At 70.9% G+C, this 17,987-nt stretch carries 17 protein-coding genes; 11 read left to right on the plus strand and 6 right to left on the minus strand.

Annotation, left to right across the window (positions count from 1 at the left end):
* Positions 1-90: 90 nt before the first annotated feature.
* Entirely contained in the window at positions 91-2,457 is a 2,367-nt protein-coding gene (locus AB0912_RS06545) for a discoidin domain-containing protein (protein WP_366696837.1), read from the plus strand.
* A 152-nt stretch (positions 2,458-2,609) separates the two neighbouring features.
* Here AB0912_RS06545 and AB0912_RS06550 read toward each other — a convergent pair whose 3' ends face one another.
* The gene (locus tag AB0912_RS06550) at positions 2,610-3,272 is read right to left on the minus strand and encodes a helix-turn-helix domain-containing protein (protein ID WP_366696838.1); all 663 of its coding nucleotides are present in this window, start codon (positions 3,270-3,272) and stop codon (positions 2,610-2,612) included.
* Positions 3,273-3,347: 75 nt separating this feature from the next.
* Between AB0912_RS06550 and AB0912_RS06555 the strand changes: the two genes are divergently transcribed.
* Positions 3,348-4,115 (plus strand): MBL fold metallo-hydrolase, encoded by a 768-nt coding sequence (locus AB0912_RS06555; RefSeq protein WP_366696839.1) that lies wholly within the window; start codon positions 3,348-3,350, stop codon positions 4,113-4,115.
* Between the two features lie 86 nt (positions 4,116-4,201).
* Entirely contained in the window at positions 4,202-4,672 is a 471-nt protein-coding gene (locus AB0912_RS06560; protein ID WP_366696840.1) for an SRPBCC family protein, read from the plus strand.
* A gap of 46 nt (positions 4,673-4,718) precedes the next feature.
* Here the strand turns inward: AB0912_RS06560 and AB0912_RS06565 are convergent, their stop codons facing one another.
* On the minus strand, positions 4,719-5,513 hold the full coding sequence (locus tag AB0912_RS06565) for an SDR family oxidoreductase (protein ID WP_366696841.1): 795 nt from the start codon (positions 5,511-5,513) through the stop codon (positions 4,719-4,721).
* A 306-nt stretch (positions 5,514-5,819) separates the two neighbouring features.
* On the opposite strand from AB0912_RS06565, the gene AB0912_RS06570 reads away from it, so the two are divergent.
* Together AB0912_RS06570 and AB0912_RS06575 are read left to right on the plus strand one after the other, a co-directional pair.
* Complete coding sequence (locus AB0912_RS06570; RefSeq protein ID WP_366696842.1) at positions 5,820-6,449, plus strand: ParA family protein; 630 nt, start codon at positions 5,820-5,822, stop codon at positions 6,447-6,449.
* Positions 6,446-6,670 carry a hypothetical protein gene (locus AB0912_RS06575; protein WP_366696843.1) on the plus strand — a complete coding sequence of 75 codons (225 nt, stop codon included), beginning with the start codon at positions 6,446-6,448 and terminating at the stop codon, positions 6,668-6,670. Before AB0912_RS06570 ends, AB0912_RS06575 begins: the two co-directional genes overlap by 4 nt.
* A 59-nt stretch (positions 6,671-6,729) precedes the next feature.
* On the opposite strand, the gene AB0912_RS06580 is transcribed toward AB0912_RS06575, so the two are convergent.
* Together AB0912_RS06580 and AB0912_RS06585 are read right to left on the minus strand one after the other, a co-directional pair.
* On the minus strand, positions 6,730-6,990 hold the full coding sequence (locus AB0912_RS06580) for a hypothetical protein (protein ID WP_366696844.1): 261 nt from the start codon (positions 6,988-6,990) through the stop codon (positions 6,730-6,732).
* Positions 6,991-7,023: 33 nt separating this feature from the next.
* Positions 7,024-7,242 (minus strand): hypothetical protein, encoded by a 219-nt coding sequence (locus tag AB0912_RS06585; RefSeq protein WP_366696845.1) that lies wholly within the window; start codon positions 7,240-7,242, stop codon positions 7,024-7,026.
* A gap of 70 nt (positions 7,243-7,312) precedes the next feature.
* On the opposite strand from AB0912_RS06585, the gene AB0912_RS06590 reads away from it, so the two are divergent.
* Positions 7,313-7,846, plus strand: coding sequence for a GNAT family N-acetyltransferase (locus AB0912_RS06590; RefSeq protein ID WP_366696846.1), 534 nt, complete (start codon positions 7,313-7,315; stop codon positions 7,844-7,846).
* 48 nt (positions 7,847-7,894) lie between these two features.
* On the opposite strand, the gene AB0912_RS06595 is transcribed toward AB0912_RS06590, so the two are convergent.
* Together AB0912_RS06595 and AB0912_RS06600 are read right to left on the minus strand one after the other, a co-directional pair.
* Positions 7,895-9,088 (minus strand): MFS transporter, encoded by a 1,194-nt coding sequence (locus tag AB0912_RS06595; RefSeq protein WP_366696847.1) that lies wholly within the window; start codon positions 9,086-9,088, stop codon positions 7,895-7,897.
* 195 nt (positions 9,089-9,283) lie between these two features.
* Complete coding sequence (locus AB0912_RS06600) at positions 9,284-11,887, minus strand: PA14 domain-containing protein (RefSeq protein ID WP_366696848.1); 2,604 nt, start codon at positions 11,885-11,887, stop codon at positions 9,284-9,286.
* Positions 11,888-12,046: 159 nt separating this feature from the next.
* Here AB0912_RS06600 and AB0912_RS06605 point away from each other — a divergent pair, with 159 nt between their 5' ends.
* The 5 genes from AB0912_RS06605 to AB0912_RS06625 all read left to right on the plus strand — a co-directional run bounded on the left by AB0912_RS06605 (position 12,047) and on the right by AB0912_RS06625 (position 17,836).
* Positions 12,047-13,060, plus strand: coding sequence for a LacI family DNA-binding transcriptional regulator (locus tag AB0912_RS06605; RefSeq protein WP_366696849.1), 1,014 nt, complete (start codon positions 12,047-12,049; stop codon positions 13,058-13,060).
* A gap of 143 nt (positions 13,061-13,203) precedes the next feature.
* Positions 13,204-14,304, plus strand: coding sequence for an ABC transporter substrate-binding protein (locus AB0912_RS06610; protein WP_366696850.1), 1,101 nt, complete (start codon positions 13,204-13,206; stop codon positions 14,302-14,304).
* 1 nt (position 14,305) lies between these two features.
* Positions 14,306-15,862, plus strand: a complete 1,557-nt coding sequence (locus tag AB0912_RS06615) for a sugar ABC transporter ATP-binding protein (RefSeq protein WP_366696851.1) — start codon at positions 14,306-14,308, stop codon at positions 15,860-15,862.
* Entirely contained in the window at positions 15,855-16,817 is a 963-nt protein-coding gene (locus AB0912_RS06620; RefSeq protein WP_366696852.1) for an ABC transporter permease, read from the plus strand. Before AB0912_RS06615 ends, AB0912_RS06620 begins: the two co-directional genes overlap by 8 nt.
* Positions 16,814-17,836 (plus strand): ABC transporter permease, encoded by a 1,023-nt coding sequence (locus tag AB0912_RS06625; protein WP_366696853.1) that lies wholly within the window; start codon positions 16,814-16,816, stop codon positions 17,834-17,836. The genes AB0912_RS06620 and AB0912_RS06625 overlap by 4 nt, the downstream gene beginning before the upstream one ends.
* Positions 17,837-17,987: the final 151 nt, after the last annotated feature.

A 17,987-nucleotide genomic window follows, 5' to 3' on the forward strand; every position in this document is an offset into this window, starting at 1 on the left:
TCAATCTTGCGCACGTTCATAGACTTCCTTTGCCTCCGCTCCTAGCCTTCTTGCGTCCGCTCACCCCACGAGCCCTGAGGACGCACGCCTGTGACTTCATCCCCGAAAGGCAGACCCCTGCGCCGCGGCCTGGCCGCGACCGTCTCGCTGGCGCTCGCCGCGGCCGGCACGGTCGTGGCCATCGCCCTCGCACCCGACGCCATGGCGGCCGGGGTGCCCGCGCCGTCCCCGGTCGGCATATCCGGCCGCGGCGCCACCGTCCCCTTCAAGGAACAGGAGGCCGAGTACGCCGCCACCAACGGCACCCTCATCGGACCGGACCGCCTCTACGGCCACCTCCCCTCGGAGGCGTCCGGACGGCAGGCGGTGACACTGGACGCGACGGGCGAGTACGTCGAGTTCACCCTGACCGCCCCGGCCAACGCGATGTCGTTCCGCTACTCGCTGCCCGACAACTCCGCCGGCACCGGCCGCGACGCCAGCCTCGACCTGAAGATCAACGGCACGCAGCTCAAGTCCGTGCCGGTGACCTCCAAGTACGGCTGGTACTACGGCGGTTACCCGTTCAACAACAACCCGGGGGACACCAACCCCCACCACTTCTACGACGAGACCCGCACCCTGTTCGGCTCGACGCTGCCGGCCGGGACCAAGGTGCGCCTTCAGGTGTCGTCGACGAGCGCCTCACCGACGTTCACCATCGACCTCGCCGACTTCGAGCAGGTGGCCGCGCCCATCGGCAAGCCGTCCGGCGCCCTGGACGTGGTCGGCGACTTCGGGGCCGACCCGACCGGGGCGGCCGACTCGACGGCCAAGATCCAGGCGGCCGTCGACGCGGGCAAGGCGCAGGGCAAGACGGTCTACATCCCGCAGGGCACCTTCCAGGTGCGCGACCACATCGTGGTCGACCAGGTGACGCTGGCCGGCGCGGGCCCCTGGTACAGCGTCCTGACCGGCCGTGACCCGGTGAACCGGTCGAAGGCCGTGGGCGTGTACGGGAAGTACGCGAACCAGGGCGGCAGCAAGAACGTCACCCTCAAGGACTTCGCCATCATCGGCGACATCCGCGAGCGCGTGGACGACGACCAGGTGAACGCCATCGGCGGCGCGCTGTCCAACTCCACGGTCGACAACGTGTGGATGCAGCACACCAAGTGCGGGGCCTGGATGGACGGCCCGATGGACAACTTCACCATCAAGAACAGCCGCATCCTGGACCAGACCGCGGACGGCGTGAACTTCCACATGGGCGTCACCAACTCCACGGTCACCAACACGTTCGTACGGAACACGGGTGACGACGGCCTGGCGATGTGGGCGGAGAGCGTCCCGAACGTCAAGAACAAGTTCACCTTCAACACGGTGATCCTGCCGATCCTCGCCAACAACATCGTCACGTACGGCGGCAAGGACATCACCATCTCCGACAACGTGATGGCGGACACCATCACCAACGGCGGTGGCCTGCACATCGCCAACCGCTATCCCGGGGTCAACTCCGGCCAGGGAACGGCCGTTTCGGGCACCACCACCGCCGCCCGCAACACGCTGATCCGGACCGGGAACAACGACTACAACTGGCAGTTCGGTGTCGGCGCGGTCTGGTTCAGCGGGCTCAACGAGGCCCTGGACGCGACGATCAACATCACGGACAGTGAGATCCTCGACAGTTCGTACGCCGCCATCATGAACATCGAGGGCGCGACGAAGGGGCTGCACTTCGAGAACGTCCGGATCGACGGGGCGGGCACCTACGCGCTCCAGATCCAGGCGACCGGCACGGCCTCCTTCACCAACGTGACGGCCACGCACATCGCCCAGTCCAACCCGATCCACAACTGCGTCGGTTCCGGCTTCGTGATCACCCGCGGCGCCGGCAACAGCGGCTGGTACGCGGACCCGCCGGCCTGCACCGGCAACTGGCCCGCCCCGCAGTGGACCAACGGGGGCGTGCCCGGCGGAGGCACCACGCCGCCGACCGACCCGCCCACCACACCTCCGACCGACCCGCCGACCACTCCCCCGACGGACCCGCCGACCGTGAACCTCGCCAAGAACCGGCCGGTCACCGAGACGAGCCACACGGACGTCTACCCCGCGTCCAAGGCGGTGGACGGCAACGCCGACACGTACTGGGAGAGCGCCAACAACGCCTTCCCGCAGTCCGTCACCGTCGACCTCGGTGCCGCCAAGGCGGTCAAGCGCGTCGTGCTCAAGCTGCCCCCGGCGACCGCCTGGGCCACGCGCACCCAGACGCTGAGCGTCCTCGGCAGTACCGACAACTCGACGTTCAGCACCCTGAAGTCGTCGGCGGGCTACACGTTCAACCCGTCGAGCGGCAACACCGTGACCATCAACCTCACCGGCACACCGACCCGCTATCTCCGGGTGACCATCACCGGGAACACCGGCTGGCCGGCGGGCCAGCTGTCCGAACTGGAGGCCTACACCGGCTGACACCAGAGTTCCGCCCCTCGATCCCTGGCGGCCCCGCTCCGAAACCTGACCCGGAGCGCGGCCGCCAGGCCCATACCGTCCAGGCCCATGCCGTCCAGGCCCGTGGCCACCTCCACATCCACGGCGTCCGGCTCCCGGTTCGGCGGCCACCGCTAGCCGTGGCCGGACGAGGCCCCCGGAGTGCCCAGAAGAGTCGCGGCCAGCAGCCCGGTGAGCCAGGTCTCGTAGGTGTCCGCGGGCCAGCCGCGCCCGGACGTCAGCTGGGTGTACGGGCCCGGTCCGGTCAGGGTCCAGACGGAGTCCGCGAGGTGGGCCCGGTCGGCGTCGGGCCGCAGGGCGCCGGAGTCGGCGAGGTGGGTGACGAAAGCGGTGACGCCGGTCAGACGTTCGCGCTCGGCGGTCTCCAGCACCTCGCCCACGGCGGGGCCGGCCTGTACGAGCAGGGCGGACAGCGCGGCGAGCCGTTCGTGCACCCCGCGGACGAAGGCCGCGTAGAGCCGGAGCTTGGCGCGCGGATCGCCCGTCGCCCACACCTCCCGGAGCTGGGAGCGCTCGGCCATGGCCACGGGGTCGTCGTCGCCGGCCAGGGTGATGTCCCAGAGGGCCTTGACCAGGCCGGCCTTTCCGCCGAACGCCTTGTACACGGTTTCGGCCGAGACGCCCGCGCGGTCCGCGACGGCACGGACGGTCGTCGCCTGATAGCCCTCCTGGAACAGCAACTCCCGGCAGGCGTCCAGCACTTGGGCACGATTGCGGCGGGCGGCGGCGCGCCGCCGGCCACCGTCGTAGGCCCGGCGCGGTGGGTCGCTCACCATCCGGCGCACCCCCTCCCCATTCGGTTACAGTCGACTGTATCGAAAGTGTTCCGCTCCCCGCCACCGGAGGCCCGCATGCCCCGTCCCACTGCCCGGCAGGTCGCACCGGGTGTCCACCGCCTCGGCGACCACGTCGTCAACTTCTACCTGGTCGAGGACCCCGCCGGCCTCGTACTGATCGACGCCGGTCTGCCGGCCCATCGGGCGGGACTGCGCGACCACCTGGCCGCGACCGGGCGCTCCCTCGCCGAGATCCGCGCCGTGCTCCTGACCCACGGGCATCCCGACCACACCGGTCTCGCGCGGACCGTCCAGCGGGCCGGTGCGGACGTCTGGGTGCACGAGGCAGACGCGGCCATCCTGCGCGACGGACCGCGCAGCGCCCTGCGCCACGCCAGGCCCGAGCGCTCCGCGCTTCCCTACCTCCTGCGCAGGCCGGGGGCGCTGGCCACGCCGCTGCACCTGGCCCGCACGGGCGCCTTCACCGCTCCCGCCGTTCCCGACACGCGGGTCTTCGGCCCGGACCGGCGGCTGGAGGAGGTGCCGGGCGCTCCGCTGGCCGTGGCGCTGCCTGGGCACACGCCGGGCAGCGTCGGGTACTTCTTCCCCGAGCGGGGCCTGCTGTTCACGGGAGACGCCCTGGTCACCCATGACGGGCTGACCGGTCACACCGGTCCCGCACTGGTCTGCCGCGGGTTCACGCACGACAGCCGGGCCGCCCTGGCCGCGCTGGACCGTATCGATGGTCTGGGTGCGACGGTGTTGCTGCCGGGGCACGGCGACCCGGTCACCGGCGACCTGCACGGGGTCACCGCTCAGGCACGGCACACCGGAATCCGCTGACCGGCCCGCCGGTCCCTGCGACTTCCCCGGCGGGCCCGCGTTGCCAAACGCCGCTCTCCCGGGGTGCCCTGAGTAGCCTGGGTCGCGTGTATACGACGCGAGTGACCGGCCGCGTGAACGCCTCCCGGGCCGCTGTCTACCGGGCGCTTCTGGACGCGGACGCGGTCGCGCGGTGGCGGACGCCGGACGGCATGCGGGCCGAGGTGCATGCCTTCGACGCCCGCGAGGGCGGGGCGTTCCGGGTGTCCCTCACGTACGACGCGCCGAACGCCACCGGCAAGTCGGAGGGCCGCACCGACACCTACCACGGCCACTTCAGGGAACTGGTCCCCGACGAGCGGGTGGTGGAGGTGATCGAGTTCGAGACGGCCGATCCCGCTCTCGCCGGCGAGATGGTCATCTCCACGTATCTGACGGAAACGGCCGGCGGCAGCGGTACCGAGGTCGTCATGGTGCACGAGGGGGTCCCGGACGCGGTCCCGCCCGGGGACAACGAGACCGGAACCCGCATGGCGCTGGCCAACCTGGCACGGCTGGTCGAGTCCGCGTACTCCTGAGCCGCGTCCGCCACCACCGACGTGCCATGGCGAGCCCCCCGGCCCCCTACGGCAGGATCGAGTCCACGTAACCGCCGTCCACGCGTACCGCGCCCCCCGTCGTCGCGGATGCCTGGTTCGAGCTGAGGTAGACCACGAGGTTCGCGATCTCCTCGGGTTCGATGAGGCGTTGCAGCAGGGAGTGCGGCCGGTGTTCGCGCATGAAGGCGCGTTGTGCCTCGTCCCAGGGCAGGTCGCGGTCCACCAGTTCGTAGACGAAGTCCTCGACGCCGCCGGTGTGGGTCGGTCCGGCGATGACGGAGTTGACCGTGACGCCGGTGCCCGCGGCCTCCTTGGCGAATCCGCGGCTCACGGCGAGCAGGGCCGTCTTGGACATGCCGTAGTGGATCATCTCGGCCGGGATGGCCACGGCCGAGTCGCTGGCGATGTACTGGACGCGGCCGAAGCCCCGGGACATCATGCCCGGCAGGTACATGCGGGTGAGCCGGACGGCGGCGAGGACGTTGATCTCGAAGTAGCGCCGCCACTCGTCGTCACTGATCTCCAGCGCCGGCTGGGCGCCGAAGACACCGAGGTTGTTGACGAGGATGTCCACCTCGGGAAGGACCTCCCGGGCCCTGTCCGCCCCCTGCTGCGTGCCGAGGTCGGCGGCGACGGCGACGAGGTCCGCCTCCGGGACGTCCTCGCGCGCCTGGGCGAGCGCCTCCTCCACCCGTCCGGGGTCGCGCCCGTTGATCCCGACGCGGGCACCGGCGCGGGCGAGTCCCCGCGTGATCGCCGCGCCGATCCCCTGCGTCGAGCCGGTGACGAGCGCCGTTCGTCCGTCGAGATTCAGCTCCATCAGATCACCACTCCGTCGACTGCGTGCTGGGCCGGGATGCTCCTCGTGACGAGCCGGGGCGGTAACCGCCGCCCCTTTCGATCATCACGGACTCCCCGGGTACCCGCACGGCGCCCCGCACACCACCGCGGTCGATCACGAGATACGGCGGACCCGTCTCACCCCGCGGGGTGTCGGCCGTTCCCACCGGACACGGCGTTGATCCATCGGGATGATTCGAGGGCGCCCCAGGGTGAACGGCACGGCGATGCGCCCCGCCTCGGCGGTGGTGCTCCCCCGCGCTCACTAGCGTCGCGTCCTGTGTCGATGAGCTATGCCTTTGTGAACCTGAAACCCGGAGTGGGCAAGACGACGAGCGCGGTGTGGCTGGCGCACGCGCTGCACGAGTCGGGGTACTCACCTCTGCTGGTGGACAGCGACCCCGCGTCCTCGGCGCTGCGCTGGAGCGAACTGGCGGGCGGTTTCCCGTTCCCGGTGTTCTCGCTGCCCGTGGGGGACGTACACCGGCGGGTGAACGACTTCCTCGGCGACCGGCGTGCCGTGGTCTTCGACGCCCCGCAGATGGAGGACCACGCCCACATCGCCCGCGGCGTCATGCGGTACGCGAGCGAGTGGATCGTCCCCGTCACGCCCTCCCCCATCGAGCTGGACCGGATGGCGCCGATCGGCGGCGAGATGGGCGATGTGCAGTCGCTGCGCGCTCAGCCGGCCCGCTCCGCCGTGCTGCTGAACCGTACGAACCGTCCCGACGCCACCCGGACGGGGCCGGACGCCGACGCCCGCGAGGCGCTCACCGAGCGCGGCTTCGACGTACTGGCCACCCACATCCCCCGTCTCGACCTGTACGCCCAGTCGTTCGGCAGCCCGGTCGAAGTGAAGGGCTCGGCGTACATGGACCTCGCGGACGAACTCGTCAAGCGTCAGGAAACGAAGTGAACCAGCGCAAGGACACCTACCGCGCGGCCCTGCGCCGGGAACCGGACGCCGCCGCACCGCGCCCCGGCCCGGTCACCCGCCTCGACCTGCGGTACGTCCGCGTGACGATCGAACTCGACCCCGCGGTCTCCCGCGAGGTGACGCGCTGGGCCGGGCCGCCGGTGTCCGCCCTGCTGCGGGCGGGCGCGGCGGTGCTGCGGCCCCTCACCGGCACGCCCTGACCGGTCCGCCCCGGGTGCCCGGGCCGTCGCAGGGCCATCCCGAAGGCGGCTGCCGGCGCTCAGCTCTCCAGCGGGTGGCCGCCGTCGCCCTCGACCACGACCCGGTCCACGCCCGGCTCGTCGGCGCGCTCGACCATCGTGACGTCGATCTCGCCGTCGCCGGTGGTGTCGAACTGGTACAGGTCGGCCTTGCCGTCGCCCGTGGTGTCGGTCATCCAGACATCGGTCTTGCCGTCGCCGTTGGTGTCGGCGCTGAGGAGGACGTGATGCTCGTCCCCCTGGGTCTCGACCGCTTCCTGCGTACCCTCGTTGGTCTCCATGACGGGCGGTTGCCCCCGCTCGGGGGTCCGAAACTACGGGCGCACGCGGCCGGGCGGAGTGCGGCGGACGGTTTCCGCGATCGCCGTGTTCGCGACCACGACGACGCCGAGGACGATCCCGGCGAGGTGGCGCCCCAGCGCGTACAAGGCCACCGCCCCGCCGCCCAGCACCAGCGCCTTGAGGGGTCCTTCGGCATGACGTCCTCTCGGCGGGTGCGGGGGTCCAGGATGGCAGGAAGCGGCCGGTGACATGGGCGTTCACCGGCCCCGGTCCGGGAGGCCGTGGCGCTCGGGTGGTCCGCGCGTCGGGCAAGATGGGCCCATGACCGAGATCCGCACCCCCCGCCTGCTGCTCCGCCGCTGGACCGACGACGACCTCGCCCCGATGGCGGAGATCAACGCGGACCCGCAGGTCATGCGCTGGATCGACGACGGCTCGGTGCTGAGCCTCGACGAGACGGCCGAGGAGATCGAGCGGTGGGAGGACGAGTGGGACGACGAGGGCTTCGGCCTGTTCGCGGTCGAACTGCTGGCCTCCGGTGAGCTGGCCGGCTTCGCGGGACTGTCCGTGCCCGGCTTTCTGCCGGAGCTGGCCTCCGAGGTGGCGGTCAGCTGGCGGTTCGGCACCCCGTTCTGGGGTCAGGGCTACGCCTCCGAAGCCGCCCACGCCACACTGGAGTTCGCGCTCCAGGACCGTAACCTCGACCGTGTCGTCAGCGTCAACCGCCTGGGCAACGAGGCCTCGGAGAACGTGATCCGCAAGCTCGGCATGAAGCCGGAGCGCGAGGTGGAGCACCCGCAGTACGGCTTCCCGCTGACCGTGCACGCCATCGACCTCACCGAGTTCCAGGCCTGACGCGCCCACCCCGTACGGCGGCACGCGGGGCTGGGCGGCAGGCGAGCGTCAGTCGTTCGGCGCGGCCGGGCGGCGGAGCAGGTAGACGCCCGCGGCGGAGACCAGGACCGCCATGCAGGCGATGAACACCAGGCCCGCTCCCTCCAGGCCGATGGGGCCCACCAGGAGTCCCACGCCGATCACCGGCAGCGAGATGCCCGTGTAGGCGACCACGAACAGGGCGGAGATGACGGCCGCGCGGTGGTCGGCGGGGGACGCGCCGGCCACGGTGGACAGGGCGCCGCGGAAGGCGAGTCCCTGTCCGGTCCCGCCGACCAGTGCGCTCAGGACGACGAGGGCCAGCAGGTCCCAGCGCAGGGCGGCCGCCAGGAGGGCCAGGCCGACGAGGAGGGCGGCGCAGCCCAGCGGGAGTGCCCGGGTCGGGCCGACCCGGCCGACGGCGAGCTGCCCGGCGGTCGAGGCGAAGAAGGCGAGCGCGACGACCAGTCCGGTCACGGCGTGGTCGGTGACGTGGAGGGACTCGGCGAGGAACGCGGGGCTGACCGAGGTGAACACGCCGAAGAGCGCGAACCCCACGAACGCGGCGACGGCGGGCGGCCCGAACACGGCCCGCACCTGCCGGGGCAGCCGGGGCCGGTGCGGTCGTACGCCGCGCAGCGGGCCCGGCTCCCCCACGGTCTCCCGCAGCCACAGCACGACGGCGACCGAGCAGGCCGCCAGGGCGAGGTGGACGACGAACGGGAGGTACAGCGGCCAGGGCGCGAACTGGGCCAGCAGCCCGGCGAGCAGCGGGCCGCAGCCCAGGCCGCCCATGTTGGCGGCGGTCGCCACGAAGGTGGCCCGGGCCGAGCCGCCGCGCGGGGCCAGTTCCATCACGTACGCCGTGGCGGCTCCGGTGAACAGGCCGGCGGACAGGCCCGACAGCAGCCGTCCGGCGTAGAGCCAGCCGAGGCCGGTGGCGCACAGGAAGCAGACGGCGCTCAGCGCGGCGAAACCGAGGCCGCAGAGCAGGACGGGGCGGCGGCCGACCTGGTCCGAGGCGTTGCCCGCGAGGAGCAGTACGCCGATGACCCCGAAGGCATACACCGCGTACACCACGGTGACCGTCAGCTCGGAGAAGCCGAACTTGTCCTGGTAGAGGCCGTACAGCGGGGTGGGCAGGGTGGTGCCGGCCATGCACACGGCGAACACGACACCGCTGAGCACACACGCGCGCCAGCCCTGGCGATCATCACCTTCCATGGCGCCGACAGTAGCCGTGCCGACCGTCGGCGGCCCCGCCCGACGTGCCGGGCGGGGCCGAGTGAACGGCGGGTCGTGATCCGGGAAAGGGGCCGCCTCCCCCCGTACCGGAGGCGGCCCCTTCGCGGGTGCGACCCCGCGGCGGGTCGGGGCGGGGCGCACACGTACCGCGGGGAGGTGTGTGCGCCCCGTCCGTCAGGAGCAGCCGGCGGGTGTCGGCTGTGACGCGTCGTGGATCAGCGCGGTGTGGGCGGCCTTCAGACGCCGCACATCGGGCTTGACCACCTTGCGGTCGTAGGTGACGAGTCCGTTCAACTCGCCCTCGACATCGGATATCTGGGTGTAGACGGCGCCGTTGCCGCCCTTGCAGGCCAGTTGGCGCACCTCGGCCAGCCGGGCGAGGTAGTCGTCCGTGTACGTCGCGGGGTCGACGTCGACGTAGGACTGCTGGACGGACCAGGCGTGGCCGGGGACCGCGAGGCCGAGGCCGCCGTACTCGCCGCTGACCAGGGCCCGTTTCCCGTCGGGGTTCGGCGGGAGCGCGGGGCTCGGGTAGCCGTGCTCGTCGATGATGTCGCCGGTGCCTCCGTCGACGCCGAGGTTGATGCCGGACATCGAGTTGACGAGGCGGGTCGGGTCCCAGGACTTGGCCTGGTCGGCGATGCGGGCCTCGTCGTACTGGCCCCAGCCCTCGTTGAAGGTCACCCACATGACGACGGACGGGCTGCTGATGTGCTCGTCGATCATCTGCTTCATCTCGCGCTCGTACTCGGCGCGGGAGGCGGCGTCGGGGTTCACTCCGGCGGTCATGGCGGGCATGTCCTGCCAGACCATGAGGCCGAGCCGGTCCGCCCAGTAGAACCAGCGGTCGGGTTCCACCTTGATGTGCTTGCGGACGGCGTTGAAGCCCATCTGCTTGTGCGCCTTCAGGTCGTAGGCCAGCGCGTCGTCGGTCGGCGCGGTGTGCAGGCCGTCGGGCCAGAATCCCTGGTCGAGGGTGGCCATCATGAAGACGGGCTTGCCGTTGAGGACCGTGCGCGGGGTGCCGTTCACCTTCTGCACGGCGATCGACCGCATTCCGAAGTAGCTGCCGACGCGGTCGGCTCCGACGGAGACCTTCAGGTCGTAGAGGAACGGGTCGTCCGGCGACCACAGGTGCGGGTCGGTGATCTTCAGGGTGAGGGGCTGTCCGGTGCGGCCGGTCGCGGTGGCAACTTTGCGGTGTCCGGCGTACGCGGTGGCCGTGACCGGCAGTCCGCTCCTGACGCCCTGCGGCTCGACGGTCAGCCGGCTGTTCGGGACGTCGGGGGTGAGCTTGAGCGAGTCGACGTGGTCGGCGGCCACCGGTTCCATCCACACCGTCTGCCAGATGCCGGAGGACGGGGTGTACCAGATGCCGCTGGGGTCGAGGCGCTGCTTGCCGACCGGCGGGTTCTCCCCGTTCTGCGCGTCGGTGGGGTCGTAGACGCCGACGATGAGTTCCTGGGTGCGGCCGGGCTTGAGCGCGGCGGTGACGTCGGCGCTGAACTTGTCGTAGCCGCCCTGGTGTTCGGCGACCTTGGTGCCGTTCACGTAGACCTCGGCCCGCCAGTCGACGGCGCCGAAGTTGAGCTGGAGGCGCTTGCCGGAGCCGATCTTCCAGCCGGCCGGGACGGTGAAGGTGCGGCGGTACCACATGCGGTCCTCGTGGCGCTCGATGCCGGAGAGCTGGGACTCCACCGGGTAGGGCACGAGGATCTTCTCGGCGAGGTTCCTGCCCACCGGCGGCTTCTCGCCGGCGCCCGCGGCGGCGAACTGCCAGGAGCCGTTCAGGTTGCGCCAGTCGTCCCGGGTGAGCTGCGGGCGGGGGTACTCGGGAAGGGCGTTGGCCGGTCCGACCTCGTCCGCCCACTTGGTGCGCAACTGGTAGGTGGAGTGGTTCGGGCCGCTGCTCCAGAAGGCGCTGACAACGTTGCCGTCCTTGCCGGAGAGGCCGCCCTTTCCGTCGTAGCGCAGGTCGGCGGTGCCGCGGGCGGTGCCGGTCTTGTTGCCGACGACGGGTTCCTTGAGGCCGACGATCAGGGTCTTGGGGTCGGCGGGGTCGAGTTTCGCCGTGCCCAGCGGCCACTTGGCGCCGCCGATGACGGCCTCGATGTGGTCGGTGAGGCCGGCCGGGGGCGCTGCCAGGGCCTGGGCGAAGTCCAGGCGCAGGGTGCGTCCGCCCTTCTCGACCGTGGTCGCGATGGCACCGTCGTAGGCGTAGCCGTCGGGGAGCCGGAAGGCGGACTGCGGTACGGCCGTCTTGGTGCCGCCCGGCGGGGTCCAGCGCAGGTGGAGGTTGGAGCCGCCGAAGTGCTCGAAGTACTCGACCTTGATGTCGTAGGCCTGTCCGGCGGTCAGGTCGACCGGCTGGGAGGTCTGTTCCTTGTCCCAGTCGTCGACCCAGTGGTCGATGGTGAGGTGTCCGTCGATCCACACCCGGAAGCCGTTGTCGCCGATGGCCGAGAAGGTGTGGGCGCCGGTCTTCTCCGGCACGATCTTGCCGGTCCAGCGGACGTTGACGTCGTCCGACCGGCCGGTGGCGAAGGCGAGTCGGGGCTCCAGGTTGTCGAAGTCGAGGTTGGTGTCGAGGCCGGTGGCCTTGAGCTGGTCGAAGTCGAAGGCGCCGGGGGCGGACTGGGTGTAGTACTCGCCCTTGAGGCCGTGGACCTCCACGGGGTCGTCGGCGGCTGTCGCGGCGGGGACGGCGGTCAGTCCGGCCAGGCCGAGCAGCGCGACGACCAGGAGTGCCAGTCGGGTTCGGAGTCTGCTGATGCGCACGGATCCTCCTTGGCTGAGGAAGGGTGGCGGCTCGTTGCTTCAGTCTGTACAACGTTGGAAGGAACGGGAGTTGGCATCACAGCACGGGTCCCGGCCGCTGTCCAGGGTCATGACAAACACCCAGGTGGCTGCGGCGCACATCGATGAAGAGGAGATCCCTTGCGGGTCAGCCTGAAGGACGTCGCCGAACGGGCCGGCGTCTCGATCAAGACGGTTTCGAACGTCGTGAACAACTATCCGCACGTCACCCCGGCGATGCGCGCCCGGGTCCAGGAGGCCATCGACGAGCTGGGCTACCGGCCGAACCTCACGGCCCGCCACCTGCGCAAAGGCCGCACGGGCATCATCGCCCTCGCCATTCCCGAACTGGGCAACCCGTACTTCGCGGAGCTGGCCGGGGCGGTCATCGACGCGGCGGCCGAGCACGAGTTCACCGTGCTCCTCGACCACACCCGCGGGGTCCGTGAGCAGGAGGTGCTGGTCAGTCAGGGCTTCCGGGCCAACGTCATCGACGGACTGATCCTCAGCCCGCTGGAGCTGGAGGCCGAGGATCTCCAGTCGCGGACGGACGACGTGCCGCTCGTGCTCCTCGGCGAGCGCGAGTACGAGGTGCCCTACGACCACATCGCCATCGACAACGTGGCCGCGGCGCGGAGTGCGGTACGCCATCTGCTGAGCCGGGGGCGCTCGCGGATCGCCTACCTCGGCGCCCGCACCGACTCCGCCAACCGGCCGGCCCATCTGCGCCTCGCGGGCTGGCGCGAGGAGCTGACGGAGGCCGGGATTCCGGCGCCGGACGACCTGGTGGTGCCGGTCGGCGGCTGGGACCGGGAGGAGGGCGCCCGGGGCATGGCCCATCTGCTGGACTCGGGGGTGCGCCCGGACGCGGTGTTCGCGTACAACGACCTGGTCGCGATCGGTGCGATGCGGGTGCTGCACGAGCGCGGACTGCGGGTGCCGTGGGACGTGGCGGTGGTCGGGTTCGACGACATCGAGGAGGGCCGGTTCGGGGCCGTCACGCTGACGACGGTCTCGCCGGACAAGCAGGCTATCGCGCGGATGGCGGTGGCCTCGCTGCTGCGCAGTCTCTCGGGCCGCACGGAGCCCGGCGGGCGTGAACTGACCGCGGATTTCCGGCTGGTGGAACGCGAGAGCACGCTGGGGCGGCGCTGAGGGGATTTCGGAAGGAGGGCTTTACAGCCCTCTTCCAACGATGTAAAAACCTCCCCGGAACGCCAAGTACGCAGAGTTGACCGCAAGAGCCGATCATCCCCGGGAGCGCATCGAGCGCCGGGGCCGCGCCGTTTGGGGACTCCATGAAGCCGCTCGCACCACGCCACCGCACCACCGCCAGGACCCTTCTCGCCACCGGCCTCATCACGAGCCTCGCGCTCGTCTCCGGATGCGCGAAGTCGGAGGACGACAAGTCCGACTCGGACAAGAGTTCCGCGAGCCAGGACGGCCAGGGACAGGTCGTCGCCTCTCCGTCGACGGGTTCGGGGCCGACCTGTGCCATCGACGCCTACGGCGCGAAGAAGATCGACCTGAAGTCGGCCACGGTCGGCTTCTCGCAGTCCGAGAAGGAGGCCAACCCCTTCCGGATCGCCGAGACCGCCTCCATCAAGGCCGAGGCGAAGAAGCAGGGCGTCAAGCTGCTGACGGCCAACGCCCAGTCGCAGTTCTCCAAGCAGATCAGCGACGTCCAGGACCTCATCGCCAAGGGCGCCGACCTGCTGGTCATCGCGCCGCTCAACTCGGACGGCTGGGAGCCGGTGCTGCGCTCGGCCTCGGCCAAGCACATCCCGATCATCACCATCGACCGCAAGATCAACGCCACCGCCTGCAAGGACTACGTGAGCTTCATCGGCTCCGACTTCGTGGAGCAGGGCAAGCGGGCCGCGGACCAGATGATCGAGTCGACCGGCGGGAAGGGCGAGATCGCCATCCTGCTCGGCGCGGCGGGCAACAACGTCACGACCGAGCGCACCAAGGGCTTCGAGGACCGCATCAAGGAGAAGGCTCCCGACCTGAAGATCGTCTTCAAGCAGACCGGTGACTTCGCCCGGGAGAAGGGCCAGTCGGTCACCGAGAACCTGATCCAGTCCAAGCCCGGTATCACCGGCATCTACGCCGAGAACGACGAGATGGGCCTCGGCGCGGTCAACGCCCTCAAGGGCGCGGGCAAGCAGCCGGGCGCGGTGAAGATCGTGACGATCGACGGCACCCGCAACGCGGTCCAGGGCATCGTGGACGGCTGGATCGACGGGGTCATCGAGTCCAACCCGCGGTTCGGTCCGCTCGCCTTCCAGACGCTGGACACCTTCACCAAGGGCGAGAAGGTCTCCGAGGACATCGTGATCCAGGACAGCGCGTACACCAAGGACAACGCCAAGGCCGACCTGGGCAAGGCCTTCTGACATGTTGTCGGTCGCCGGTCTGTCCAAGACCTTCCCCGGCGTGAGGGCCCTGTCCCAGGTGGACTTCACGGCCCGCGCCGGGGAGGTGCACGCGCTCATCGGGGAGAACGGCGCGGGCAAGTCCACGCTCATCAAGGTCCTCACCGGCGTCTACCAGCCGGACGAGGGCGAGGTGACGTACGACGGTGCCCCGGTCCGCTTCGCCACGCCGCTGCAGGCGCAGCACGCGGGCATCTCCACGATCTACCAGGAGGTCAACCTCGTCCCGCTGATGACCGTGGCGCGCAACCTGTTCCTCGGGCGTGAGCCCCGGAACCGGCTGGGGCTGATCGACTTCCGGCGTATGCACCGGGAGGCGGACACGGCGCTGCGCGACCTCGGGCTGCGGGTGGACGTCCGGCGTCCGCTGCGCGAACTGGGCGTCGGCGCCCAGCAGATGGTGGCGCTGGCGCGCGCCGTCTCGGTCGACGCCCGGGTGGTCATCATGGACGAACCGACCTCCTCGCTCGAACCGCGCGAGGTGCGGACGCTGTTCGGTGTGATCCGGATGCTGCGCGAGCGGGGCATCGCGGTGATCTACGTCAGCCACCGGCTGGACGAGCTGTACGAGATCTGCGACGCGGTCACCGTGCTGCGCGACGGCAAGGTCGTGCACACGGGTCCGATCGCCGAACTCGACCGGCTGCGGCTGGTGGCGCTGATGCTGGGCCGGGAGATCTCGGACGTCCGGGAGGACGGGCTGACCAAGTTCGCCGGCGGTCACGACACCGAGGCCGAACCGGTGCTCCAGGCAAGCGAACTGACGATCCGTCATCAACTGGACAAGGTGTCGGTGTCGGTGCGTCCCGGCGAGGTGGTGGGGCTGGGCGGGCTGCTCGGCTCCGGCCGCAGCGAGACCGCCAAGGCCATCGCGGGGGCGCTGCCCGTCGACTCCGGGCAGGTCGTGGTGGCGGGGGTGCGGGTGCGTACCGGATCGACGCCCGCCGCTATCCGGGCGGGCATCAGTCTGCTGCCCGAGGACCGCAAGGCCGAGGGCATCGTGCCGGGTCTGTCCGTGCGGGAGAACATCGCGCTGGCCGCGCTGCCCGGCCTGTCCCGCTTCGGTCTGGTGGACGAGGCCCGGATCGACCGGATCGTGGACACCTTCATCAAGCGGCTGCGCATCAAGGCGGCGAGCCCGCACCAGAAGGTGGGCGAACTGTCCGGCGGCAACCAGCAGAAGGTGCTGCTGGCGCGCTGGCTGGCCATGCAGCCGAAGGTCCTGCTGCTGGACGAGCCGACCCGGGGCATCGACGTCGGCGCCAAGGCGGAGGTGCAGAAGCTGATCGACGAACTGGCCGACGACGGACTCGGCGTGCTGCTCATCTCCTCCGATCCGGAGGAACTGATCGAGGGCAGCGACCGGGTGATCGTCCTCAAGGACGGAGCGGTGGTGGAGGAGCTGACCGGTGACGCCGTCACCGAGGACCGGCTGATGCGCGCCATCGCCGCGGCACCCGCCGCGACCCCGGCTTCGGCGACCGCCGCCGGCACCGGCCCGGGAGGCCATGATGACTGACCTGACACTCGGCCGGGTGACGGCGGACCGCGACCGCCTGCTGCGGCTGCTCCAGGAGTACGGCGTCTATCTGGGCGTCGTGGTGCTGCTCCTGGTGAACACCGTGTTCACCCCGCACTTCCTGTCCACGGAGAACTTCCGCACCCAGGCGGTCCAGGTCGCCCCGGTGCTGATCGTGGCGCTCGGCATGGCGCTCGCCATCGGCAGCGAGGGCGTCGACCTGGCGGTCGGCTCGGTGATGGCCTTGTCGACCTCGCTGCTGTCGCTCTATCTCGGGTACGGGCCGTGGCTCGCGATCCTGATCGCCCTCGTGGGCGGTGTCGTCGTCGGGGCCGCCAGCGGGTCGCTCATCGCGTTCGTGGGCGTCCAGCCCATCGTCGCGACGCTCGCCCTGATGGTCGCGGGGCGCGGGCTCGCACTGGTGCTCCTCCCCCAGCTCAAGGACGTCCGCGACCCGACCATGGCGGATCTCGGCTCGGGCGATGTCCTGGGCATCCCGTACCTCGTGCTGATCGCGGCTGCGCTCGCCCTGCTCGTCGCGTTCGTGGTGCGGCGCACGACCTTCGGCCGTCAGCTCCTCGCCATCGGCGACAGCCGCCCGGCGGCCAAGCTGGCGGGGCTGCCGGTGCGGCGCGTCCTGATCCTCGTGTACGTCTGCTCGGGCGTCCTCGCGGCGATCGCGGGCGTCCTCGCCACCGCGCGGCTGACGGCGAGCGACCCGACGTCGCTCGGGAACCTGATGGAACTCTCCGCGATCACCGCGGTCGTCGTCGGCGGCACCCCGCTCAGCGGGGGCCGGGTCCGCATCGGGGGCACGGTCGCCGGCGCCGTCCTGATCCAGTTGCTCACCACGACGCTCATCAAGCACGATCTGCCGCCGTCGTGGACCCAGATCGCCCAGGCCGTGGTGATCGTCCTCGCCGTCTACGCGGCACGGGAACGAGGAAAGCGATGACGACCGACGTGGACACTCCGGTGAGCGGCACGGCCACGGCCGAGGAGGCGCCGCTCGGCGCCACCCGCTCCGAGCGGCTCAGCGCGCTCGCCCAGCAGCACGGCGCGCTGGTCACCCTGGTGGTGGCGATGATCGCCGCGACGCTCAGCTTCGACACCTTCCTGACGTCGGACAACCTGGAGAACATGGCGCTGTCCTCGGCCTTCCTCGCCGTGGTCGCGCTGGGCATGACCTTCGTCATCATCACCGGCGGCATCGATCTGTCGGTGGGCTCGCTGTTCGCGCTCGGCGGGGTCCTGGCGGCCTGGGGATCGCAGTACGGGACGGTGGTCGCGCTCCTGCTGCCGCTGGCGGTCTGCGGGCTGATCGGCCTGGTCAACGGCCTGCTGATCGCCCGCTCTCGGCTGGCCCCCTTCATCGTGACACTCGCCTCCATGCTGGGCGCGCGGGGCATCCTGCTGTCGGTCACCGACGAGGGATCGAAGACCTATCTGGTGGACAAGGGGTCGTTCTTCGCCAAGCTCGGGCAGGGCACCTTCCTCGGCATCGGCGTCCCCGTCTACATCACGCTGGCCCTGTTCGTGCTCGGCGCGGTCGTCCTCCGCCGCACCCGGTTCGGGCAGTACGTGTACGCGGTCGGCGGGAACGAGGACGCGGCGGCGCTCATGGGCGCCCCCGTGGCCCGTACGAAGATCTCCGTCTACACGCTCTCCGGACTGTGCGCGGGACTCGCCGGGGCGCTCAACGCGGCCTGGCTGGTGTCGGGGGTGACGATCCTCGGCTCCGGGATGGAGCTGGAGGCGATCTCCGCGGTCGTGATCGGCGGCACGCTGCTCACCGGAGGGTTCGGCTTCATCAGCGGCTCGCTGGTCGGGGTGCTGCTCCTGAAGGTGATCCAGAACGTCATCAACCAGATCGGCTCGCTGGACTCGGCCTACCAACAGGTCGTCAGCGGGGCGTTCCTGGCCGTCGTGGTGATCGCGCAGACGTGGCTGGGGCGCAGGCGCAGGGTGTTGTGACGAGGGTGCTTCCGCGCCCGGACGACCGGGTCTGGGGGGGGGAGGCGAGAGGGCGGGCGCCGGCGGCGTTGTCGCGGGCGCCCGGTGCCGTGCCGTCGTGTCGCCCAGATCGGTGAACCGGGGGCGTCGTGCCCCGGGAACCGCGCTCCCG

It is taken from the genome of Streptomyces sp. NPDC007084, from assembly GCF_040703595.1.
GTDB lineage: Bacteria > Actinomycetota > Actinomycetes > Streptomycetales > Streptomycetaceae > Streptomyces.